Source organism: Subtercola boreus, from assembly GCF_003399635.1.
GTDB classification, from domain to species: Bacteria; Actinomycetota; Actinomycetes; order Actinomycetales; family Microbacteriaceae; genus Subtercola; species Subtercola boreus_B.
Window position 1 is genome coordinate 1 of sequence record NZ_NBXB01000036.1, and the last position, 21271, is coordinate 21271.

The window sequence follows — 21271 nt, forward strand, 5'->3', positions numbered from 1 at the left end:
CTTCAACACCTTCAAACAATGGCGTGGCCTCGCCACCCGCTACGACAAACTCGCCCTCACCTACCGCGGAGGCGCCGTGCTCAGAGCAATCACGATCTGGGTCAAGGAATTAGGAGACACGCCCTAGCTGAGGAGATCTTCCAGTCCGTCGGGCGCTACGTCGGCGGCCAGGTTCTGCTCGCCCTCGCCAACGCGGTCGTGACCTTCGCCGTCACCTCGGCCGTCGGCAGCCCCGCCCCGGCCCTCCTCGCCCTTGTCGCGTTCGTCGGCGCCCTCATCCTCGTCATCGTCTCGGCGATCGGCGGGGCCGCCCTCGGTGGAATCCTCGGCGCCCTCGTGGCCGTTCCCGTCGCGGCGGCCGGCCTCATCATCGTGAACCGGGTGGTCGTGCCGCGGCAGGAAGCGCGCTGACAGACCGGTCAGACCCCGAACGGCCGCGCCTCGAACCGGCCGTTCCTCTCGCGGAATGTGTGTGCGTAGCCCGGCCAGAGCAGCGTCAGGCGGTGACTGCGGTCGTCGACGTACCAACTGCGGCAACCCCCGGTGAGCCAGACCGTCGGAGCTGCGGCCGCGTCGATGTCGGCGGTGTAGGAGGCTTCGGCCTCGGCGCTGACGTCGAGTGCGGCATCCGGATGCCCGGCCAGGTGCGCCAGCGCACCGAGAACGTACTCGAGCTGGGTCTCGATCATGTGGATCGCCGAGTTGTGGCCGAGGCTGGCGTTCGGGCCGTCGATGATGAACAGATTCGGAAAGCCGTGCACGACGGTGGAGGCGTAGGCGGTCATGCCGTCGGCCCAGTGCTCGCTGAGGAGTTCGCCGCGGCGCCCTGCGATCCGTTCGGCGTAGGGCTGGCGGGTGGAGTGGAATCCGGTCGCGAAGATGAGCACATCGAGGTCGTGGGTGCGGCCACTGGCGGCAGTCGCTCGGGAGCCGTCGAGGGAGACGAGCGCCGATTTCTCGAGGTGCACAGTGGGGAGCGCGAGCGCCGGGTAGTAGTCGTCGGAGAGCAGTACGCGTTTGCAGCCGATCTCGTAGTCGGGCGTCAGCGCCTCGCGGAGGGCCGGGTCGTCGACCTGGTCGTCGAGGTGGTTCTGCCAGAGATCTCGCTGGGCGCTGAGGTCGGGTTGCCGGCCGAGACGGCTGGGGAACGTCTGCTCGGCCTTCCAGAAGATCGTGTTGCGGGAGTCGTCGAGCAGCTGCGGGTCGCTCGCAAGGCGGGTCTTCTCGGCGTCGGAGTAACGGCGGTCGCCCCGCGGCACCACGTAGGGGGCGCTCCGTTGGAAGACGACGACCTCCGAGGCCTCGGCTGCGAGCGCGGGCAGCACCTGCACGGCGGATGCCCCGGTGCCGGTGATGCCGACGCGCCTGCCCCGCAGGTCGACGTCGTGGTTCCACCGACTGGTGTGGAAGTGCGGGCCGTCGAAGGTGTCGAGGCCCGGGGTGGCGGGGATCCGCGGTTCGGAGAGTCGGCCGGCCGCGGTGACGAGAGCGCGGGCGGAGTACCGGCCGATGGTCGTGGTGATCGACCACCGACTGTCGGTCTCGTCCCACTCCGCCCGCAGGAGCTCGGAGCCGAGACGGAGGTGCGGCAGCAGTCCCTCCTCGCGCGCACACTCCTCGAGATAGGCGCGGATCTCGGGCCCCGGGGCGAACACCGACGACCAGTCGGGCTTCTGGCGGAACGAGAACGAGTAGAGGTGCGAGGGGATGTCGCAGGCGACACCGGGGTAGGTGTTGTCGCGCCAGGTTCCGCCCACGCTGTCGGACCGCTCGGCGATGACGAACGTGTGCGCTCCCTCGCGGGCGAGCCGGATGCCCAGGCCGAGGCCCGCGAAGCCGGCCCCGAGGATGAACACGTCGACGCGTTCAGGGGCGGGCTCGGTCGCAGTCGCAGAAGCGGGGCCGTCAGCCCGCATCGGGCACGATCGGGGCGTAGAGCGTCGAGCGCTGCCAGGCGCTCCGGCCGAGGTCGCGGGCGAAACCGGCCACCTCGTCGAGCGTGAGCTGGCGGCCCGACTCGGCTCCGGCATCCGGTCGGAGCGAACCGTCGAGCAGGATTCCGCCGAGGTCGTCGGCGCCGCCTCCGAGAACAACGCGGGCGCCGGCCGGGCCGAGCTTCGTCCACGCCGACTGGAGGTGCGGAATGTGGTCGTCGAGCATCAGCCTGCTGACCGCGTGCACGGCGCGGGACCGCCGGAGGTTCGGCCCGCGGCCGGCGAGGTGCGGAGGCATGAATGGATGCTCGGCCGGCATGAACGGCATCGGAATGAACTCGCTGAAACCGCCGGTCTGTTCCTGCAGCGCGATGAGCGTTCGGAGGTGCGCGACGATCTGCGGCGCGGTCTCGATGTGGCCGTAGATCATGGTGGCGGTCGACCGGAGGCCCGCGCGGTGGGCCGCCTCGACGATGCCGAGCCACGCGGCGACGCTGAGGTCCCGGCCGCCCGTCATGGTCTCACGCACGGTGTCGTCGAGGATGCGGGCACCGGTTCCGGGCACGGAATCGACCCCGGCGTCGGCGATCGCGGCGAGGAAGTCGGGCAACGTGAGACCCGCGCGGGCCGCCCCGTCGGCGAGTTCCGCGGGCCGGAAGGCATGCAGGTGAAGAGAGGGCTGCCGCGCCTTCACCGCGCGTACGAGGTCGACGTACGCCGACGGTCCGAGCTCCGGATGCGCGGCACCCTGCATGCAGATCTCGGTCGCCCCGAGCATCCGTGCCTCGTCGGCCAGGTCGGCGAAGTCGTCGAGACCCAGGGTCGGGGATGTTCCGTCAGCTCCCGCCCGCACGAGCGACGAGTCGAGGTTGCGGTTCACCACGAACGACAGGGTGTCCCCGAAGCGGGCACGGCGGAGGTCGTCGGCCAGGCCCGTGAGCGCGTCGAGCTCGGCGCCCGATGCCCGGAGGAGCGCTGCGTAGTCGCTGTCGCTGAGCGTGCCGGGTGATCGTTCCGCCCGCTCGAGTGCGAGTGACACCACCGAACGCACCGCCGCGTGAGGCGCGGGGAACGGCAATGCGCGGGCGGAGCGCGAGCGCGTCGCGGTCGCCGGCGGCACCACCGGCACACCCTCCTCACGCGCAAGGCCCTGCGAATCGGCGAGGGCGCGCACGGCCGGCAGCACGGCATCGTCGATCCAGGGCGCGCCCTCGCGGATGTAGTGCGGATGCGCTGTCAGCCGCTCCCGCAGCGTGTAGCCGCCCGCCGCCGTCAGCCTCGCGAGCTCGTCGATCTGCGGCCACGGCCGCTCGGGGTTCACGTGGTCGGGCGTGAGCGGGCTCACTCCGCCCCAGTCGTCGATGCCGGCGCGGATGAGCAGCGCCAGTTCGGCCGCATCGGTGAGGTTCGGCGGGGCCTGCAGCCGGGCATCCGGGCCGAGGACCAGCCGTGTCACAGCGACGGCCGCCGCGTACTCGTCGGTCGCCAGGTCGCCCGTCGACATCATCGCCGTCGAGTCCTTCGCGCGGAAGTTCTGCACGATGGTCTCCTGCACGTGCCCGTGGAGCTCCGCGGATGCCCGGATCTGGAACATCGCATCGACTCGTTCGGCGGTGTTCTCCCCGATGCCGAACAGAACCCCGGTCGTGAACGGGATCTTCAGGAGGCCGGCGTCGTCGAGCACCCGCAGGCGCACCGCCGGATCCTTGTCGGGCGACCCGAAGTGCGCCTCCCCCTTGTCGGTCCAGAGCCTCGTCGCGGTGGTCTCGAGCATCATGCCCATCGACGGGGCGACGGCCTTCAGCGACTCCAGCTCGGCGTACGTCATGACGCCCGGGTTCAGGTGAGGCAGCAACCCGGTCTCCTCCAGCACCAGCTGCGACATCGCCCGCACGTAGTCGATCGTCGACTCGTAGCCGTGCTCGTCCAGCCAGTCGCGCGCCGCGGCCCAGCGATTCTCGGGGCGGTCGCCGAGCGTGAACAGGGCCTCCTTGCAGCCGAGCGCCGCGCCCTGCCGGGCGATCTCGAGCACATCGTCGGCCGAGAGGAAGGGCGCGATCCCGGCCCGCTCCAGCTTGCCCGGCGACTGCACGAAGACGCAGTAGTGGCAGCGGTCCTGGCAGAGATGGGTGAGCGGGATGAAGACCTTGCGGGAGTACGTGATGACGCCGGGGCGGCCCGCGCGCTCGAGCCCGAGATCGCGCAGCCGGCCAGCCTCGGCGAGCAGTGCGTCGAGCTCGGCGCCGCGCGCGTGCAGCAGGGCCTCGGCCGCCTCCGCGCTGAGCGTTCCCCCCAACGCGCTGAGTGCGAGTGACTGCTCGATCGACGGGGCGGATGCGGGTGGGGCGGAGGAGGTTGACATCTCGCTCAATGCTAGCTCCCCCGGGCTTTCCCGAAGCGGGCGGGCCCCTCTCTCCGTCGCGGAGTTCCGCCGCCAGCTCGCTGCGGGGTGCGTTCCGCCAGGCGCCCGGGCGCAGGTAGCGAAGTACGTCTTCGGTAGTGCGCCACGGTGTGGGCGCCATCCAGGATGCTCTCGACATTCAGCGGAGGGGCGTCTCCGCCCGGAGACACTATGGCACGACCGTTCGGGCGTCAATCCCCTCCGGGGTTGTGTGACAGAACGACGACGGAGTTCGCCCATCAAGTATCACCCTGACCATCGGCAGCGTCATCACCGCTGTCGCCGCTTGACCCACCCCCTGGTTTCCCGGGCGTCCGCCTGGGAGGAAAAGAGAACAACAATGATCGACACCAACAACACAGGCGACCTCGCCGGTGCCACCGTCTACGGCACCGACGGTGACAAGATCGGCTCTGTCGGCCAGGTGTACGTCGACACCGACACCCAGTCACCGCTCTGGGTGACCATCAAGACCGGACTCTTCGGAACCGGCGAAAGCTTTGCGCCGCTGGAGAGTGCAACCTTCGACGGCAACGACCTCCGTCTGCCGTTCGACAAAGCGTTCGTGAAGGACGCCCCTCGCATCGCCGACGACGGAAGCCTCAGCCAGGACGAGGAAGACGCCCTCTACGCCTACTACGGGGCCGGCGGCTCCACCGCCGGGGCCGGTGCCAACTTCGCCGACGCACCAGTTCGGGGTGACCTCGACGTGAACACCCAGGTCGGATACGACACCTCGGGCCCCACGACGGATGACGCGATGACCCGCTCCGAGGAACAGCTTCACGTCGGTACCGAGAAGGTCGAAGCCGGCCGAGCCCGTCTGCGGAAGCACGTCGTCACCGAGATGCAGACCGTGACCGTACCCGTCAGCCACGAAGAGGTCACCCTCACCCGTGAGCCGATCACCGAGGCCAACATGGGCAACGCCACCGCAGGCCCTGACCTCAGTGAAGAAGAGCACGAGGTCGTCCTCACCGAAGAGCATGTCGTCGTGAATAAGGAGACCGTTCCTGTCGAGCGCGTCGCTCTCGGCACGGAGACGGTCACCGAGCAGCAGCAGGTCACCGAAGAAGTGGGCCACGAAGAGATCGAGATCGTCGAGCCCGCCAACACGGCAACTGACAACCGCAACTAAGTAGCACCAAGACGACACCCCTCACCTACTCACCCTCTTTCGAAAGGCACCTCCGGTGGATTTCCCCGCAACCCTGCAGAACGGCCTCGCTGCCGTCATTGCATTCGTCCCGCTTCTCCTCCTCGCCCTCGTCATCCTTATCGTCGGCCTCATCGTCGCGAAGGTCATCCAGAAAGCGCTCAGCAAGCTTCTGACACGGGTCGGTTTCGACCGGGCCGTGGAACGAGGCGGCATCAAGAAGGCCCTGGAGCGTTCGAAGTTCGACGCCTCCGACATCGTCGCAAAGATCGTCTACTACGCACTCGTGCTGTTCGTGCTGCAGTTCGCGTTCGGCGTGTTCGGGCCCAACCCGATCAGCGACCTGCTCGCGGCGATCATCAGCTACGTTCCGAAGATCCTCGTCGCGATCATCATCGTCATCATCGCCGCAGCAATCGCTGCCGCCGTGAAGACCCTGATTCAGGGCACCCTCGGCGGCCTGTCATACGGCAAGCTTCTTGCGAACATCGCCAGCATCTTCATCCTGTTCCTCGGCGTCACCGCCGCACTCAACCAGGTCGGCATTGCCGACACCGTCACGACACCGATCCTGATTGCCGTTCTCGCGATCATCGCCGGAGTCATCATCGTCGGTGCCGGCGGCGGCCTCATCAAGCCGATGCAGGCACGCTGGGAGTCGTGGCTGCACACGGCCGAGGCCGAGGCGCCGAAGGTGCAACAGCAGGTGCAGAGCGCTCCGAGCATCGAGGAGCAGGCCAAGCAGGCAGCCGAGAAGGCGCGCAATGCCACCAACCCTGCCGCCACCACCCGTCGCAGCAACTGACCTCAATTCGATTCCGATGCTGCCCTCGCTGATACCAGCGGGGGCAGCATCTCGGCCGGATGCGAAACATCAGGCCTGTCAAGGTACCTATCCGCTGCGTGATCGCGCGGATATGCTCCATCGTGTCCAGCGGTCTGCGCTGCACCAGGGCCGGCCTGCGCCGCTGGGGAAAGAGTCTGTGATGGTTTCACTGCCCGGGCGGGATTCGCTCAGCGACGCGGACGACCGTACCGTCGCGAGTCGCGCGGCGGACGGTGACATTCGCGCGTTCGAGGTTCTGATGCGCAGGTACGGCCCGCTTCTCCGCGCCTATGCGGCCCGAATCGTTCGTCCCGCTGACGCAGACGATGTCGTGCAGGACACGTTCGTGACGGCGTGGCAGGAACTCCCCGATCTTGAAAACCCTGCCGTTGTCCGGTCGTGGCTCACGACGATCGTCACCCGCAAGAGCATCGACCGGCTCAGGGCGGGTCGTGAGCACGATTCGATCGACGACCATGACTTCCACGATCACGCCGACGGCCCAGAGGATGTCGCATCCGCTTCCTCGCTCGACGAGGCCCTGTCCCTCGTACTCTCCTCCCTTCCCGAGGATCAGCGGAGATGCTGGGTGCTCCGCGAGATCGCGGGCTACGGTTATACCGAGATTTCTGAACAGCTCGGGCTACCCGTGAGTACCGTCCGCGGTCTCCTCGTACGCAGCCGAAAAACACTCGTCCGCGAGATGGAGGCCTGGCGATGACAAACCTCACCCCCGAGCCAGTACAGCCGTCGCCGCTTGATGACGACAACCTCGACGGTTTCACCGTGGACGCGCTCAGTGACTATCTCGACCACGGCCGACAGCCAAGGAACTCCGACATTGAAGGCTCGGCCGCCGCGCAACACGCTCTCGCTGCTCTCAGCCGACTCCGCACAGTGGCCCCACGCATCGTGAATGCGGACGCTGAGTACTTCACACCGAAACACGAGAACTGGATCACCAGGATCCTGGACCAGATCGGTGTCCAGGCCCACGCCGGCCGCGACATCCCCATCCCCTACGACGTCGCAGGCGCCGAACTCTCCATCACAGAAGGCGCCGTCCGGGCCCTCGTCCGTGAGGCAGGAGACGAAACCGACGGGCTGCTCGTTGAGCGCACGAGCCTGGACGGGGACCTGACAACGCCAGGCGCGCCGGTCGAAGTGCATGTGGTCGTCTCCACGTTCGCTACCACCAACGACGCCCGCATTGTTCCTTCTTTCCGGGAACGCGTCATCGCGACCGTTCGGGAACACACCGATCTTGTCGTAGCAAGGGTGACCGTGCGGGTGCACGACAGCGACATCACCGACGAAGACCTCGACGACGACGGGAACCTGGTACCACGATGAACGACGACACCGAAGACGACCTCCCGACCCGACTGACCCGGCTTCTTCGAAACGTCGATGGTGTGCATACCGTGTACGCCACGAAGTCGCTGCTGCCGTCTCTTGTCGGCGCCGTCGTCGAAGCTGTGCGGAACGACCCCGTCGGCATGCACCTTGTCACGGTCAGCGGCGATGCTGACGAGCTCACCGTTGTTGCATGCATCGGGGTGGCCGCTGACGAACCGGCCACCATGATCTGTAGACGCGCCCACGATGCACTTCGGGACTACTTCACTGACCAGAACCTCACACCCCCCACGACCGTCCGAGTTCAAGTCGGCCGTGTTGGATAGCCATTCCGAGAGCGAGGTCAGACGGTGTCGAGGCGGGTGCGCAGGCGATTCCGGTCTGTTCGTGCGGCGTCTCCCGCGATGCGCTTTGCGCTCTGTGTGGTCAGTGAGGTGCCACGGTGTCGCGCATTTTGTGAGCGAAGGTGCGGTGCCGGATGGGGAGGGTGTCGTGGATCACGACGGTGGGGCCGCCGAGGTTCAGAAGGACGTCGTGGACCGTTGAGCCGACCGTTCCGGGGAGGCTTGCGTTCCGGTGGGAGCGGCAAATGATGAGCAGGGATGCGGCAGCGGACACGTCAATGAGGCCTTCCGCCGCGGGCCGGTGCACGCTTCTGGTTCGTATCGTCAGTTCTGGTTGCGCCTGCCGAGCGATGGCCTGCGCGTCGGCGAGGACAGTTTCGGACAGCAGCGCCGCGAACTGTGCAGCTTCGGACTGTTCGTCCGACGTCTGGAGCGTGGGGGTTCGCGGGGCTTCCCAGCAGTGCACGATCGTGAGTTCGTGGCCGTCCCGTGCGGCTTCTGCGGCGGCGAACCGGATCGATTCTTGCCCTTCGACGGCGTCGCCCACCCCGACGACGACACCGCCTCGTCGCCTGGTGGAGGAGTTGGGGATGAACGCGACCGGGCTTGATGCGCGTGCGGCGAGTTGGATGAACTTCGACCCGAAAACACGACCCTGAACGAAGCCCGTTTTGTGTGTGCCGATGGCGACCATGACCATGTGCTCTGATGCGGCAGCGAGCTGCTCGAGAGGATCTCCCTGGAGCAGCAGCGCGGTCACCGGTACAAGGTGTTCGATGAGATGCGCGAAGTCGAGCTCTGCCTGAAGGAACGCGCGGCCGGTCTGCTGGGTTTCAGCTTCGATGTGCTCAGAGGGAACGGTCAGTGAGTCCTCCACAATGTGCGCGAGAACAACACTGCACCCGGCAACGGCAGCCCGGTGCATGCTCCACCGGACCGCAGCCCGGCTCGGTGAAGAACCATCGACCCCGACCACAATCGAGTCCGTGGGGTGGTTGTTGAACGTGTTCGCGATCCTGCTCATGAGGACATGCTGACAGTGAGCGCGTGAGCAGGGCAGGGTCGAAAGTCCCGATCCTGTGCGTGACACGGTGACTGGGCGTAGCCTTGCCCCGTTGCTCCAGACCATGCGGCAGCGGTCCATTTCCGCACACCCGAAGGAGCACACTGTGATCGGTCAAGAAGCTGCACTCCGTGGGATACGAGTCCGGGGTGTCTTGGATGAATGATGATCAGCCGATGACTTTCCCTGATCAGCATCGCGGTGACCTCGATGTTGCACTCGTCGGGCTGGTGGATGCCGCCCACGATGTCATGACGACGGAGAGCCGACTCCGGGCGCTTCTGAAAGCGAACCGGGCGGTCGTCGAACAGCTCGACCTACCCACCGTGCTCCGCCGAATCGTCGAAGCGGCTGTGGAACTGGTGGGCGCGCAGTACGGTGCACTCGGCGTCATCGCACCCTCTGGCGGGCTGGATCAATTCATCCATGTCGGGATGGCCGCCGACGAGGTAAGCACTATCGGACACCTCCCCGAGGGGAAGGGACTCCTTGGTGCGCTGATCGATGCCCCGCACCCGATCCGGTTGGACAAGATCGGCAATGACCCGAGATCCTCGGGGTTCCCTCCCGGTCACCCCCCGATGGACAGTTTCCTCGGGGTGCCGGTCCGGGTCCGTAATGAGGTCTACGGCAACCTCTACCTCAGCAATCAGGCCAACGGGCTGTTCACTGACGAAGATGAACAACTCGTCACCGCTCTGGCAGCGACTGCGGGAATTGCTATCGAAAACGCCCGACTGTTCGCCGAGACGAAAAGGCGTCAGGCGTGGTCTGCGGCGTCCGCGGAGATCACCTCTGCGTTGCTGTCGGGTGAGCGTCATGACTCGATCTCGCTGATCGTCAATCGCGTCCTCGGTCTATCGGGAGCAGACTTGGTGTGTGTTCTGCTTCCGACAGACGAGCCCGGGACTCTCGTTGTGGAAACCGCGTCAGGACTCCGCGAGTCCGACCTGCAGGGCGCCCGGGTATCAGCCGCCCAGTCCGTCTCCGGCACTGTGCTTGAGGGAAAGCAGCCCCGCCTCCTCGACGACAGCGACATCGCCCTCCCCGGCAAAGTGAAACTCGGACCTGTCATGGCGGTACCGCTGATATCGGCAGGTACCGCTGAGGGCGTGCTGTTCCTCGCCCGTGCCCAGGGTGCCCAGTTCTTTACCGCAGCAGACCTCGAGATGGCAGCCGACTTCGCCGGTCAGGCGAGCGTCGCGATGCAACTCGGCCGGGCACGCGGCGACCGGCAGAAACTGGCCCTCCTCGAAGACCGCGGCCGCATCGCCCGGGACCTCCACGACCATGTCATACAAGAGATCTTCGGCACAGGCCTCGAGCTGCAGAGCATCGCCGGCCGGGTGCAGAACGACCAGCTCGCCGAGCGGATCGGGCACGCAGTCGCGAACCTCGACGGGAGCATCTCGCAGATCCGAACGGTGATCTTCGCTCTCTCGGCGCCGGTCGAGAAGTCCCGGAACACGATCCGGCATTCGATCATCGACATCGTCAACGAGCTCGCCCCGAGCCTCACCACCACCCCGTATGTCAGTTTCTCCGGCCCCGTCGACCTGCTCGTCACGGGCGATCTCGCCGGTGACGTCGCCGCGGTGATGCGAGAAACCCTGACGAACACCGCAAGGCACGCCTCCGCGGAACATTCCTCCGTCTCCCTTACGGCGTCAGACGGTCGGATCATCCTCGAGGTCACCGACGACGGACACGGCACGGGGACGACCTCGCGCCGCAGTGGGCTGGCGAACATCGAAAAGCGAGCCGCCCTCCGGGGCGGAACGTCAGAGTTCCATTCCTCAGAAACCGGCACCACCGTGCGGTGGAGTGTGCCCTATTCCCTCTCGCCCGACGCACAGGATGGACTATCGCTGTGATCCGTGTTTTCCTCGTCGATGACCACGAGTTGGTGCGCCGCGGCATCGCTGGCCTGCTCGGGCTCGAAGACGACATCGAGATCGTCGGTGAAGCCGGTACTGTTCACCAGGCTGAAGTACGTATTGCAGCGACCCAGCCCGACGTTGTCCTTCTCGACGTCCGGCTGCCGGATGGCAGCGGAATCGACCTCTGCCGGGACGTCAGATCGGCGAGCCCGACTATTCGCTGCCTGATTCTCACCGCCTACGACGACGATGACGCCATCGACGCCGCCGTGCTCGCCGGTGCTGCCGGTTACGTTCTGAAAGACGTCCGAGGCAGCGGCCTCGTGGAGACACTCCGGAAGGTCGCCGCTGGACGGCAGCTTCTTGACCCGTTGCTGATGCGGAAAGTGGTCGAACGGATCGTGGCGCCCACCGGTGACAGCCGACTCGAAACCCTCACCGCGCGCGAGAAGCAGATCCTTCCCCTGATCGCTGACGGGCTGACGAACCGAGAAATCGGCGCAAAGCTGTCTTTGGCGGAGAAGACGGTGAAGAACTACGTCTCAGGGCTGCTCAGCAAACTCGGACTGCAACGCCGCACCCAGGCCGCGATCCTTCACCTCGAGTCCCGGCCGGCGGGCACCCTCAATATCGAGGACCGGGTGTAGAAGTCGATCAACTCGGGGCTCACGGTCACGAGCCGTTCGGCGATCACGACGAATGAATCCCGCATCAGGCGTGCGGAATCCCGGCGGTGCCGGTTTCGTTCTGAGGGTTGTGACCAAAGACCCTGTTTGAGGGTCTTCGACCGGTGCGAATCTGACACCATGACATTCCCAACGGCATCCGACACGCATGACCGAACGGTTCCCCCGATCGGTGAAGAAGAACCCGACGGAGGGGTATCCCGCTTCGGCGTCGACGGCACCGGCGTCACGACCGACGAAGACAACACCGCCATCGCCTTCGACAAACAAGCCAACCTCGTCCGGACCACCCGCATCGTCGTCGGACTCGACGGCTCCACATCATCCCTGGCGGCACTCCGGAAAGCGGTCACCCTCGCGGCCGGGTCGCATTCGGCCGTGCAGGGGGTTGTCGCCTGGCAGATCCCCAACGGATACGGGGGCTACAACTTCACCGACTGGTCACCCGAGACCGACGCGTTACAGATCATGAACACAACGGTGGAAGACGCGTTCGAGGGCACCGCGCCGGAGTGGTTCACCCCCGTTGTCAGACAGGGGAACGCCGCCGCAGTGCTCATCGAACTGAGCAAGGGCGCCGAAATGCTTGTGGTCGGTAGCCGCGGTCACGGCGGTTTCGCCGGCCTCCTCCTCGGCTCCGTCAGCACCGCGTGCGCAGAACACGCCCACTGCCCCGTCCTCGTCATGCACGACGACGACGCCTGAGTCCGCCATCCCCCGCATCTACACCAGGTGACCCACACCATGATCCCCGTAACACCCCAACCGGAATCGAGTACGACCATGACACGCACAGACCCCGACGTTGTCGTCGACAACGAGATGGACGACATCTTCGCCTCCACCCCCATGACCACCCGGGCCCCCAAGACCCACTTCCCCGAGCACGAACAGGAACCTCGAGACGTCTACCAGCTGGTGAAGGACGAACTCATGCTCGACGGCGTCGCCCGCATGAACCTCGCCACGTTCTGCACCACCTGGGTCGAACCCGAAGTCCGCCAACTCATGGATGACTCGCTGGACAAGAACATCATCGACAAGGACGAATACCCCCAGACTGCGGAACTCGAAACCCGCTGCATCCACATGCTCGCCGATCTCTTCCACTCCCCCGACGCCGCCACCACGATCGGCACCTCCACCACCGGGTCAAGTGAAGCCGCGATGCTCGGCGGGCTTGCCGCGAAATGGCGGTGGAAGGCCCGCCGCCAAGCGGATGGCAAAGACGCGTCACGGCCGAACCTCGTCTGCGGGCCAGTCCAGGTGTGCTGGGAGAAGTTCGCCCGCTACTTCGACATCGAACTCCGCCAGGCACCGATGAACGCCGGCAACATCATGACCCCCGCGGAAGCCCTCGCACTCTGCGACGAGAACACCATCGCCGTCGTGGTCACATTCGGGCAGACGTTCACCGGCAAGTTCGAAGACGTCGACGCCATCAGCGCGGCTCTGGATGACCTGCAGCAGCGCACCGGTCTGGACATCGACATCCATGTCGATGCCGCCAGCGGCGGTTTCGTCGCCCCGTTCTGCGCACCCGACATCCGGTGGGACTTCCGCCTGCCGCGCGTGAAATCCGTGAACGTGTCCGGCCACAAAACAGGGCTCGCACCCCTCGGCAGCGGCTGGGTCATCTGGCGGCAGGCCGCAGACCTGCCCGAGGAACTGATCTTCAACGTCAACTACCTCGGCGGGTCGATGCCGACCTTCAACCTGAACTTCTCCCGCCCCGGCGGCCAGGTCGTCGCTTCCTACTACAACTTCCTCCGCCTCGGCAAAGAGGGCTATCGGAAAGTGCAATCCGCGACCTACGCCGTCGCGAACCACCTCAGCACAGGCATCCAGAACACCGGCCGGTTCGACATCGTCTTCGACGGCAACCCGCAGGAGGGCATCCCCGCCGTCACCTGGAAACTCACCGGCGAAGCCTCCTCGTTCAATCTCTTCGACCTCGCCGAAGAACTCCGCACACGCGGCTGGCTCGTGCCCGCGTACACCCTTCCGCCGAACCAGGAGGCGGTGACGGTGCAGCGCATCATCGTGCGGCACGGCCTCAGCATCGATATGGCCGACCTCCTCCTCGCGGACCTCGGCAACGCGATCACCAAACTCGACAACCGTCCGCCCTCGCGGCCCCTCACAGCAGCCGAAGCCCCCAGCTTCAGCCACACCGGAACCGCCGCAGTCCCCAGTGAGCTGGTGCACTCATGAGCAGCCCCAAACGAACCTCGATCGAATCGAAGAAGAAGAACAAGATCGCCATGACCGTGCCGACGGTCGCGTTCCTCACCGCGGCCGCCGTCGTCACGAGCCTTCGCGGGCTCCCCGTGATGGCCAAAGAAGAACTCACCATGTTCGTCTACATCGGCTTCGCAACACTCCTGTTCCTCGTCCCCGCCGCCCTGATCTCCGCCGAGCTCGGCAGCGCCTTCTCCAACCGCAAAGGCGGCGTGTACACATGGATCGGTGAAGCTTTCGGACAGCGTTGGGGATTCGTCGGCATCTGGCTGCAGTGGATCCAGAACGTCGTCTGGTACCCCACCGGACTCGCCTTCGCCGCCGCAGCCGCCGCCTACGCACTGAACCAGGCAGGGCTCGCGCAGGCACACGTCTACGTCGGCGTGTTCTGCATCGTCAACTACTGGCTCGCCACCCTCGTCGCCCTCCGCGGCAACGCCCTGCTGGCGAAGATCGCGAAGTACGGGTTCCTCGTCGGTACCGTCGTCCCCGGCGCGGCCCTGCTCGGCCTTTTCATCTACTGGGCAGCGACCGGGCACGCAATGGGCTGGACCACCGCCACCGACCCCGCCGTCGCGACCGTCGTGAACGGTGACAGCACCCCGCGCCTGCTGCCCCTTCTCACAGGCCTCGGTTCCCTTGCGTTCCTCGGCAACATCATGCTCCTGTTCGCCGGCGTCGAAGTACAAGCCGTGCACGTCGGAGAGATGAAGAACCCCAGGCGCGGATTCCCCGCCGCGATGCTGCTCGCCTCGGGCATCTCCGTCGCGGTGTTCCTCCTCGGCTCGATCGCCGTCGCCGGCCTCGTGCCCTACAACGACATCGTCCTGCAGACCGGAGTGTTCGACGCGATGGGCACCGTTCTCGTGGGCCTCTGGAACATGAACTGGCTCGTGCAGATCCTCGCCGTGCTCGTCTGCTACGGAGCGCTCAGCGGCGCACTCGCATGGATCTCCGCCCCCAGCCGTGCGCTCCTCACGACAGCGCACGACGGGGTACTGCCACCGATCCTCCAGAAGACGAACAAGGCAGGTATTCAACGGAACATCCTCATCCTCCAGGCCATCATCGTCACCGCCGTGTCATCGATCTACCTGTTCACAGCAGACGTCAGCGGGGCGTTCTTCCTCATCTCCACCGTCACGATCAGTCTCTACATCGTGATGTACATGTTCATGTACGCCGCCGCGATCCGGCTGCGCTACACCCAACCGAACCTCCCCCGCGCCTTCAAGATCCCGGGCGGAAAGATCGGCATGTGGATCGTCGCCGGCATCGGCTTCATCGCCGTCGCGTTCGCCCTCCTGGTGTCGTTCTTCCCGCCAACACAGCTCCCGATCGGTGACCCCGTCACGTATGTCGCACTCGTCGCCGGTGGGCTCGTGATCTTCGTCAGCGCCGCCCTGCTGATCTATCACTTCAAGAAGCCGTCCTGGCGAAACGGATCACCAGACCAGGAACCACACGAAGCAAGCTTCAACCCGGTCGCACCCGCAACAACACCGCCGGTCACTCCGGCTATCCGTGAACCGCAAAAGACAGGCGCCCCGTCATGAAGAATTCGGACCCGAACGACGCTTCCGAAACCGACCGCCTCGGAACGGCCGAGGACATTCTCGAAGAGGCAATTCTCAACGCCTCCCTCGCCGAGCAGGGGCTCCTCCCCGTGCCTGATGCGGCCCCCTCCGACGGTCCAGCACCCGCCGCCTGAACCCCTCACCCGACACCCAATCCGCACAGCCCAGTACCCGCCTGAATTCTGCCTACCAAGAAATGCACCTCACCCAAACGTCCGCCGCACCCGTCGCGATCGCCAGCCCCACCGCCGAGTCCCTCAGCCGTTCGCACCTGAGCCACGACAGATCAACAAAGGAACACCACATGGTCATGACATTCCAGGACTTCAATGAATGGTCCCCCCAGGGCCCCGTCACCGAGCTGTCCGTCGAGCACTGCTGGAACCTTCTCAAAGCGACCAACATCGGTCGACTCGGTCTCAGCGTCGACAACCAGCCAGAAATCTTCCCCGTGAACTACATCGCCGACGGATCATCCGTCGTGTTCCGAACGGCGAGAGGCACCAAACTCCGCGAACTCCTCATCAACGACTCCGTCGTATTCGAAGTCGACGAGCAACTCGAAAATGGCGCCTGGAGCGTCACCCTGAAAGGCACCGCTGACGTCCTCGGGCCTGAGATCCCCGATCCCGTCTACGACGACGAGACCCTGCCCCAATGGGCGCCAACCGCAGAGTACCTCTACGTACGCATCACACCCCGCGACATCCGTGGGCGCCAGTTCGAACACCAGCTCAGACTGATCGTCCCCGAAAGTTGAAGCGCCGCGATCAGTAACGGCCGCGTTCGTTCCAGGACTGTAACCCTCCGACTGGGACAGTGATCGAGTGCAGAATTCAGCGTATGAGAATGCCTGCACGGGAACGATCTCGGCTTGCGCAGCGGAAGCGGCGCGCTAGCACGGAGTCAGCAGCGGAGAACGCGTTGATGTCTGAGGGCAGCGCCTACCGCGACGCCATTCGGAGCCGCCATGGCGTCAAGAACCTTGAAGCGATGAGCCACGCAATCGGACTCCTGGGGTCACGTAGTGCTGTTGTACGACAGCAGTGACGCTCCCTTTTCGTCTCCGTCTGGCAGAAGAATCGACGTGATTGCCACATTCCGCACAAGAGGGAACGCTCGCCGGTAATTGTCGAGGGGTATCTCTAAGACCTTGCAGAGCACGAGACGCATCAGCGTCGAGTGCATCACGATGAGTGCCTTCTTTTCGACCGTCTCGCGACCTGACCCGGAGGCGACGAGCTGTTTGACGATGTCCTGAATTGCCGGCCAGACCCGATCGATTGCCTCGGCACCCGATTCACCGCCCGGAAGAGGCGAACTGGCGGGGCGGTGACGGAAGGCACGGAGGGCGTCAGGAAATTGCGCCGACATCTCGTCAGTGGTCAGGCCTTCACCGGAACCGAAATGCACCTCCCGGAGTCTGCTGTCCTGTCGAAGAGGCAAATGAAGCCTGGATGCCGTGGGGGTCGCTGTGTGGACCGCTCTGAGAAGCGGCGAGGAATAGATGTGGGTAATGCCGTGAGACGAAGACCATTCCCCGAGGGCATGGCTCTGCGCCACGCCTTTTTCGGTGAGTTCGATATCTGAAGATCCGGCGTACCTGTTCTCGCTGTGCCAGATCGTCTCGCCGTGCCGGGCCAAGTAGAGGGTACTCACCCGGCCAACCACCCTTTCCTGGTGAGGCTTCTGCGGAAGGACTCATAGACGGTGTTGAGCTCTTTCGTGCGTTCGGCATTTGGCCGGTATATTTTGTCGGCGTGCGTCATGTGTGACGCGATCTCTGCGAGTGTGTGAGGGTCTGGGCGGGACCTCTGCGCCGCCCACGCGCCGAGGATGGCCATCCCTGTCGATCCATCAGCGGTCGAAGCGACGGTGATCTCTCTGCCGAGGAGGTCTGAACGCAGTTGCACCCACCACGCGTTTCTTGTGCCGCCGCCCGAGGAGCTCAACACCCCGGCGGGTGCTTCATTTGACCCGCTGAGTTGTTCGAGGGCCAGCCTTTCCGCGCACGCCACACCTACTAGCACCGCTGCGTAGGTCGGCAGTTTTCCGAGTTGCTGGAGCGCTTCAGTTAGTGGATACTCGACGCCACCAGCGCTGACAAACCCTTCAGCTGAGGGTTCGACGATCGGGAACCGTTCCCCGGTGCCGGGGAGCGGATAGCTGAAGGGCAGGTCCGCGACAGGCTTCGCGTCGTAGTATTCCGTGGTCGCGGCCGTCAGCTCGTCGAGGTTCTCGTTGGGAAACAGCCCAGTGAGTATTCCCGCGCCGACATTCGAGGCGCCGCCTGGGAACCACAGCCCTTCTTCCGGGGATCGGTGAGAGTACACAGCGCCCGCATCGTCAGCGACGAGGCCCGCGCTAACCGTCTTCAGAACCATCGTCGTGCCGATGACGGTGTGACAGTCACCGAGACCGAGTGCGGCGGCGCCGAGTTGGGCCGCGCAGCCGTCTGTCATTCCGGCAAAGACGGGGGTTCCCTCCCTGATACCGGTGGTCTCGGCCAGCAGCGCATCAGTCTCCCCGAGAACTGTTCCGGGCGCGACAATCTCCGGCAACAATGTGGGATCGATTCCGAGTTTCGTCAGGGTGACTTCCGGCCAGCGCTCTTCAAGAAGGTCGTAGCCCGATTTCAAGGCATGGCTCCAGTCAGACGCGACGCGTCGACCAATGAGCGACGAAGCGACGAGGTCTGCTTGATGGGCGACGAATCGTGCCGTATCTGCTGAGTTTGGCGAAGCACCTGCTACCGGGCTGTTCAGCTCCGTAGACACGGCAAGCAGTCCGTTCCTGTGTAGCCAGAGGATCTTCGGAAGCGCCCACGTGGGTTGGATCCGGAAGCCCAGACGTTTCCAGAGTTCCGGAGCGGCGGCGACAACCTCATGGGCGAGAGCGCCAGCCCTGGCATCGTCGTACATGATTCCGGGAGCCACCGGGTAGCCATCACCATCGATAACGGTGAGGCTCCCACTCGTGGCGCACGTGGCGATACCTGAGATACAGGCCCTCTGGAATGGTGTCAGCTGGTTCATAGCATCAGCCAGCGCGGTGTGAGTGGAGCTTATCCACTGATGGGGATCCTGCTCGTGGCGGTTGCCGTGGGGTCTCAGCGTCCTGTCGCTTCGAATCGGTGAGCTGGCCGCTGCAAGACGCGTGCCTGCGCCGTCGACGACCGTCGCCCTGACGCTCTGCGTGCCGACATCGATTCCGATCCAGAGAGCGTCGTCGGTCATTCGGCAACCATGCCGGTGCGTGGTGCGCCGAGAGGCCAGAGGGCGCGTGCGCTTTCGAGCCTCTCCCGGTACTCGCGGTAACGCTCGTCGTAGACGGTGGAGCGTGAAGCATCGGGGTCGATACGGCGACGCTGGGACCGCCAGAGCTCGTCATCGACGGGGCTGCCGAGCGCCGCCCAGGCCACCAACGCCGCACCGCGGGATCCGACGGCAGAAGCGTCAGGCAGATAGAGCGGCCTTCCGAGTACGTCCGCGAAGATGTGCGCCCATTCCTCGGATTGCAGACCTCCGCCGCAGGCGGCAACATCGCCGTCGAGGCCCATCGTGTCAAAGCAGTGACGGGCAGCGAATGCGAGGCCCTCGCAGAGTGAGCGGATGATGTCGGCGCGGGTGTTTCGTAGTTGCATTCCGGTGAATTGCCCTCGAGCGAGTGGATCCACGAAGGGAGCCCGCTCACCTGCCGGTGAGAAGAACGGGAGGGCGTTCACCCCGTTGGCGCCGGGTTCACTCTGCAAGAGGATGGCGTTCAGGGCGTTCGGGGTGAGATCGAACAGGCGCATCATCCAGTCGATGCTTGCCGTGCCGACCATCGACGGCATGACGCGGAGATACAGATCAGGGTCGGGCGTGCAGAGCCACATTCCGGCAGGGTCGGCGCCTTGGATGATGGTGCGGTCTGCGGTCAGCACTTGGCAACTGAGCGTTGTACCGACGACCAGGGTGCCCTCACCGGCACGGGTTGTACCAGACCCGAAACCGCAGGCCTGTAGGTCGTAGGGACCGCCGGTTACCATGGTACCCGCGGGCAGTCCGAGCAGGTCAGCGCCGTGGTCATTCAGGCTGAAGAGAGTCCCCGTTGGGGTGGGCGTAGGAAGAAGGTGCGCCCATTGGCTTACTCCGCAGAGTTCGAGCGCTTCGGGAACGTACTCACGCTTTGTCACGTCCATGAACGGCAGGGATGCGTCTGAGGCGTCCACGGTGATGACGCCGGTGAGATTGTGGATGATGGCGTCGACGCAGTAACCCGCTACCGCGGCGCTGCGAAGCGATTCCGGCTCATTGACGGAGAGCCAGGCCAGAAGTGCTGCGTGGCAGCCGGGGAAGATACCGGATCCGGTGAGCTGGAAGATCTGGTGCGAGACGCTGGAGGCGCCTCCTCTGTTCCACCGTTCGATCAGGTCGGCGGCGCGCGCGTCCATCCAGGAGATCATGGGCCGAACGGCGCGGCCGGCCTCGTCGCGGAGCCACAGCCCGTCACCCTGCCCTGTCAGCGCGACCGCTTCGATCGGCTCGGTCGCCTCGGAAACGATCTCCCGGACGACCGAGGCCACCGAGGCCAGAACATTCTCCAAGTTCTGCTCAACCCGGCCGCCGCTGAGCTGAATGAGCTCTGACGGCATGCTCGCCGTCGCTCCCACACGGCCGTCGTGGAAAATGGCCGAGGCCTTCGTGATCGAGGTACCGATGTCCACACCGATGATCATGAGGCACTCCTGTTCGAGAGAATGTTCCACACGGCGGGGTTGGCGACGTACCGGGGCCGCTCCCCTTTCAGGTACAGGGCGATGTCGTCGGCGACGATGTTCGCGGCACGCTCAGCGGTCTGCTTCGTAGCCCCGGCCAGGTGCGGCGACAAGACGACGTTGGGTGCGTCAAAGAGCGGCCAGTCCGCGGGGGGAGGTTCGATGTCGTATACGTCCAGCGCGAGAGCACCCAGTTGTCCGCTGGCGAGGAGCGCAGGAAGAGGCGCGTAGTCCAACAGGCCTCCACGGGCACTGTTGACCAGAACTGCGCCCGAAGGGAGCAGCGAAAGGTTCTCGGCATTCAGGAGATGGTGTGTCTCAGGTGTCAACCGGGCATGCAGGCTGACCACGCTGCTCCGGCGCAGGAGTTCAGACAGTTCGACGAGTTCCACACCGTCGTTCCTGACGGCATCCGCGTCCGCGTATGGGTCATAGGTGAGAACGGTTGAACCGAACGCCTTCAGTACCCGGGCGACGATACGACCGATGGCGCCATATCCGATGAGGCCCACCGTGGCACCATCGAGCTCGGAACCGGCGTTCTCGTAGGTGTAGTAGTCGCCTCGCCAGGCTCCCTTCTTCAGCTCCGAATCAGCGATTACGATTCGGCGCATAGCAGTGAGCATCAGCCCGACCGCGAATTCTGCCGCGGCGACGGCATTTCGTCCGGGCGCGAAGGAAACGATAACGCCCGCTCGTGTCGCCGCTTCCAGATCAACATTCACCGGGCCTCCCCGACAGATGCTGATGAGACGAAGATCGGGTGCACTTTCGAAGACCTCGGCGGTGAACGGTGCCATCTGCGTCACCGCGATCTCCGCGCCAGCCAGTGCCTCGATCAACGAGGGAACGTCGCCGCTCGCCTCATCGACTGACCCGACGGGACCGAACGGTTCGATCGGCCAGGGCAGCGTCAGTTCTCCGAACGAGACCCCCGCGTCACCCGTCGTGCGGGTCTTGATGGCGTCGATGAAGAGGGACGGGGTGACGAAGAGGTCGCCTGCAGCGAGAATGTGGGGCATCTCAGTGCCTTTCTGACACATCG

Annotated in this window: 20 protein-coding genes and 1 pseudogene; 14 read left to right on the forward strand and 7 right to left on the reverse strand. The window is 65.1% G+C overall.

Annotation, left to right across the window (positions count from 1 at the left end; genetic code table 11):
* A pseudogene (locus B7R22_RS13905) lies at nucleotides 1-127 on the forward strand (IS5/IS1182 family transposase); the annotation flags it as partial.
* A 71-nt stretch (nucleotides 128-198) separates the two neighbouring features.
* A complete protein-coding gene (locus B7R22_RS13910; protein ID WP_116412310.1) occupies nucleotides 199-411 on the forward strand; it encodes a hypothetical protein in 213 nt (70 codons plus the stop codon).
* 8 nt (nucleotides 412-419) lie between these two features.
* Here the strand turns inward: B7R22_RS13910 and B7R22_RS13915 are convergent, their stop codons facing one another.
* The gene (locus B7R22_RS13915; RefSeq protein WP_116412311.1) at nucleotides 420-1916 is read right to left on the reverse strand and encodes a flavin-containing monooxygenase; all 1497 of its coding nucleotides are present in this window, start codon (nucleotides 1914-1916) and stop codon (nucleotides 420-422) included.
* The gene (gene cofG / locus B7R22_RS13920; protein ID WP_116412312.1) at nucleotides 1906-4296 is read right to left on the reverse strand and encodes a 7,8-didemethyl-8-hydroxy-5-deazariboflavin synthase CofG; all 2391 of its coding nucleotides are present in this window, start codon (nucleotides 4294-4296) and stop codon (nucleotides 1906-1908) included. The genes B7R22_RS13915 and cofG overlap by 11 nt, the downstream gene beginning before the upstream one ends.
* 379 nt (nucleotides 4297-4675) lie before the next feature.
* Here cofG and B7R22_RS13925 point away from each other — a divergent pair, with 379 nt between their 5' ends.
* The 5 genes from B7R22_RS13925 (at nucleotide 4676) to B7R22_RS13945 (ending at nucleotide 8002) form a co-directional block, all read left to right on the forward strand.
* Nucleotides 4676-5473, forward strand: coding sequence for a DUF2382 domain-containing protein (locus B7R22_RS13925; RefSeq protein WP_116412313.1), 798 nt, complete (start codon nucleotides 4676-4678; stop codon nucleotides 5471-5473).
* A 55-nt stretch (nucleotides 5474-5528) separates the two neighbouring features.
* The gene (locus B7R22_RS13930; protein ID WP_116412314.1) at nucleotides 5529-6296 is read left to right on the forward strand and encodes a mechanosensitive ion channel family protein; all 768 of its coding nucleotides are present in this window, start codon (nucleotides 5529-5531) and stop codon (nucleotides 6294-6296) included.
* A gap of 181 nt (nucleotides 6297-6477) precedes the next feature.
* The gene (locus tag B7R22_RS13935) at nucleotides 6478-7038 is read left to right on the forward strand and encodes an RNA polymerase sigma factor (protein WP_116412315.1); all 561 of its coding nucleotides are present in this window, start codon (nucleotides 6478-6480) and stop codon (nucleotides 7036-7038) included.
* Nucleotides 7035-7670, forward strand: coding sequence for a hypothetical protein (locus tag B7R22_RS13940; protein WP_116412316.1), 636 nt, complete (start codon nucleotides 7035-7037; stop codon nucleotides 7668-7670). The genes B7R22_RS13935 and B7R22_RS13940 overlap by 4 nt, the downstream gene beginning before the upstream one ends.
* Nucleotides 7667-8002, forward strand: coding sequence for a hypothetical protein (locus tag B7R22_RS13945; protein ID WP_116412317.1), 336 nt, complete (start codon nucleotides 7667-7669; stop codon nucleotides 8000-8002). The genes B7R22_RS13940 and B7R22_RS13945 overlap by 4 nt, the downstream gene beginning before the upstream one ends.
* 100 nt (nucleotides 8003-8102) lie before the next feature.
* Here B7R22_RS13945 and B7R22_RS13950 read toward each other — a convergent pair whose 3' ends face one another.
* Complete coding sequence (locus tag B7R22_RS13950) at nucleotides 8103-9044, reverse strand: universal stress protein (RefSeq protein WP_172582411.1); 942 nt, start codon at nucleotides 9042-9044, stop codon at nucleotides 8103-8105.
* A gap of 215 nt (nucleotides 9045-9259) precedes the next feature.
* Between B7R22_RS13950 and B7R22_RS13955 the strand changes: the two genes are divergently transcribed.
* From B7R22_RS13955 to B7R22_RS13980, 7 genes are all read left to right on the forward strand, one after another.
* Entirely contained in the window at nucleotides 9260-10957 is a 1698-nt protein-coding gene (locus B7R22_RS13955) for a GAF domain-containing sensor histidine kinase (RefSeq protein ID WP_253259085.1), read from the forward strand.
* A complete protein-coding gene (locus B7R22_RS13960; protein WP_116412319.1) occupies nucleotides 10954-11610 on the forward strand; it encodes a response regulator in 657 nt (218 codons plus the stop codon). The genes B7R22_RS13955 and B7R22_RS13960 overlap by 4 nt, the downstream gene beginning before the upstream one ends.
* 159 nt (nucleotides 11611-11769) lie before the next feature.
* Nucleotides 11770-12354: a universal stress protein gene (locus B7R22_RS13965; RefSeq protein WP_116412320.1), complete on the forward strand. Its 585-nt coding sequence runs from the start codon at nucleotides 11770-11772 to the stop codon at nucleotides 12352-12354.
* A 78-nt stretch (nucleotides 12355-12432) separates the two neighbouring features.
* Entirely contained in the window at nucleotides 12433-13863 is a 1431-nt protein-coding gene (locus tag B7R22_RS13970) for a glutamate decarboxylase (protein WP_116412321.1), read from the forward strand.
* Nucleotides 13860-15446 carry an amino acid permease gene (locus tag B7R22_RS13975; RefSeq protein WP_116412322.1) on the forward strand — a complete coding sequence of 529 codons (1587 nt, stop codon included), beginning with the start codon at nucleotides 13860-13862 and terminating at the stop codon, nucleotides 15444-15446. The genes B7R22_RS13970 and B7R22_RS13975 overlap by 4 nt, the downstream gene beginning before the upstream one ends.
* A complete protein-coding gene (locus B7R22_RS19265; RefSeq protein ID WP_172582413.1) occupies nucleotides 15443-15601 on the forward strand; it encodes a hypothetical protein in 159 nt (52 codons plus the stop codon). The genes B7R22_RS13975 and B7R22_RS19265 overlap by 4 nt, the downstream gene beginning before the upstream one ends.
* A 170-nt stretch (nucleotides 15602-15771) precedes the next feature.
* Nucleotides 15772-16227, forward strand: a complete 456-nt coding sequence (locus B7R22_RS13980) for a pyridoxamine 5'-phosphate oxidase family protein (RefSeq protein WP_172582415.1) — start codon at nucleotides 15772-15774, stop codon at nucleotides 16225-16227.
* Nucleotides 16228-16487: 260 nt separating this feature from the next.
* Here B7R22_RS13980 and B7R22_RS13985 read toward each other — a convergent pair whose 3' ends face one another.
* Genes B7R22_RS13985 through B7R22_RS14000 form a run of 4 tightly spaced genes read right to left on the reverse strand, consistent with a single transcriptional unit; the run spans nucleotide 16488 to nucleotide 21248 of the window.
* Entirely contained in the window at nucleotides 16488-17111 is a 624-nt protein-coding gene (locus tag B7R22_RS13985; RefSeq protein ID WP_216363466.1) for a histidine phosphatase family protein, read from the reverse strand.
* Between the two features lie 11 nt (nucleotides 17112-17122).
* Nucleotides 17123-18703, reverse strand: a complete 1581-nt coding sequence (locus B7R22_RS13990) for an FGGY-family carbohydrate kinase (RefSeq protein ID WP_116412324.1) — start codon at nucleotides 18701-18703, stop codon at nucleotides 17123-17125.
* Complete coding sequence (locus B7R22_RS13995) at nucleotides 18700-20187, reverse strand: FGGY-family carbohydrate kinase (RefSeq protein ID WP_116412325.1); 1488 nt, start codon at nucleotides 20185-20187, stop codon at nucleotides 18700-18702. Before B7R22_RS13995 ends, B7R22_RS13990 begins: the two co-directional genes overlap by 4 nt.
* Nucleotides 20184-21248 (reverse strand): 2-hydroxyacid dehydrogenase, encoded by a 1065-nt coding sequence (locus B7R22_RS14000; protein ID WP_116412326.1) that lies wholly within the window; start codon nucleotides 21246-21248, stop codon nucleotides 20184-20186. Before B7R22_RS14000 ends, B7R22_RS13995 begins: the two co-directional genes overlap by 4 nt.
* Nucleotides 21249-21271: the final 23 nt, after the last annotated feature.

What these genes read in the sequence shown, in the direction of transcription:
- B7R22_RS13925 (WP_116412313.1), top strand. Translation starts at nt 4,676, where the DNA reads ATGATCGACACCAACAACACAGGCGACCTCGCCGGTGCCACCGTCTAC.
- B7R22_RS13940 (WP_116412316.1), top strand. Translation starts at nt 7,035, where the DNA reads ATGACAAACCTCACCCCCGAGCCAGTACAGCCGTCGCCGCTTGATGAC.
- B7R22_RS13975 (WP_116412322.1), top strand. Translation starts at nt 13,860, where the DNA reads ATGAGCAGCCCCAAACGAACCTCGATCGAATCGAAGAAGAAGAACAAG.
- B7R22_RS13945 (WP_116412317.1), top strand. Translation starts at nt 7,667, where the DNA reads ATGAACGACGACACCGAAGACGACCTCCCGACCCGACTGACCCGGCTT.
- B7R22_RS13970 (WP_116412321.1), top strand. Translation starts at nt 12,433, where the DNA reads ATGACACGCACAGACCCCGACGTTGTCGTCGACAACGAGATGGACGAC.
- B7R22_RS13950 (WP_172582411.1), bottom strand. Translation starts at nt 9,044, where the DNA reads ATGAGCAGGATCGCGAACACGTTCAACAACCACCCCACGGACTCGATT.
- B7R22_RS13935 (WP_116412315.1), top strand. Translation starts at nt 6,478, where the DNA reads ATGGTTTCACTGCCCGGGCGGGATTCGCTCAGCGACGCGGACGACCGT.
- B7R22_RS13990 (WP_116412324.1), bottom strand. Translation starts at nt 18,703, where the DNA reads ATGACCGACGACGCTCTCTGGATCGGAATCGATGTCGGCACGCAGAGC.
- B7R22_RS13955 (WP_253259085.1), top strand. Translation starts at nt 9,260, where the DNA reads ATGACTTTCCCTGATCAGCATCGCGGTGACCTCGATGTTGCACTCGTC.
- B7R22_RS14000 (WP_116412326.1), bottom strand. Translation starts at nt 21,248, where the DNA reads ATGCCCCACATTCTCGCTGCAGGCGACCTCTTCGTCACCCCGTCCCTC.
- B7R22_RS13915 (WP_116412311.1), bottom strand. Translation starts at nt 1,916, where the DNA reads ATGCGGGCTGACGGCCCCGCTTCTGCGACTGCGACCGAGCCCGCCCCT.
- B7R22_RS13980 (WP_172582415.1), top strand. Translation starts at nt 15,772, where the DNA reads ATGGTCATGACATTCCAGGACTTCAATGAATGGTCCCCCCAGGGCCCC.
- B7R22_RS13965 (WP_116412320.1), top strand. Translation starts at nt 11,770, where the DNA reads ATGACATTCCCAACGGCATCCGACACGCATGACCGAACGGTTCCCCCG.
- B7R22_RS19265 (WP_172582413.1), top strand. Translation starts at nt 15,443, where the DNA reads ATGAAGAATTCGGACCCGAACGACGCTTCCGAAACCGACCGCCTCGGA.
- cofG (WP_116412312.1), bottom strand. Translation starts at nt 4,296, where the DNA reads ATGTCAACCTCCTCCGCCCCACCCGCATCCGCCCCGTCGATCGAGCAG.
- B7R22_RS13995 (WP_116412325.1), bottom strand. Translation starts at nt 20,187, where the DNA reads ATGATCATCGGTGTGGACATCGGTACCTCGATCACGAAGGCCTCGGCC.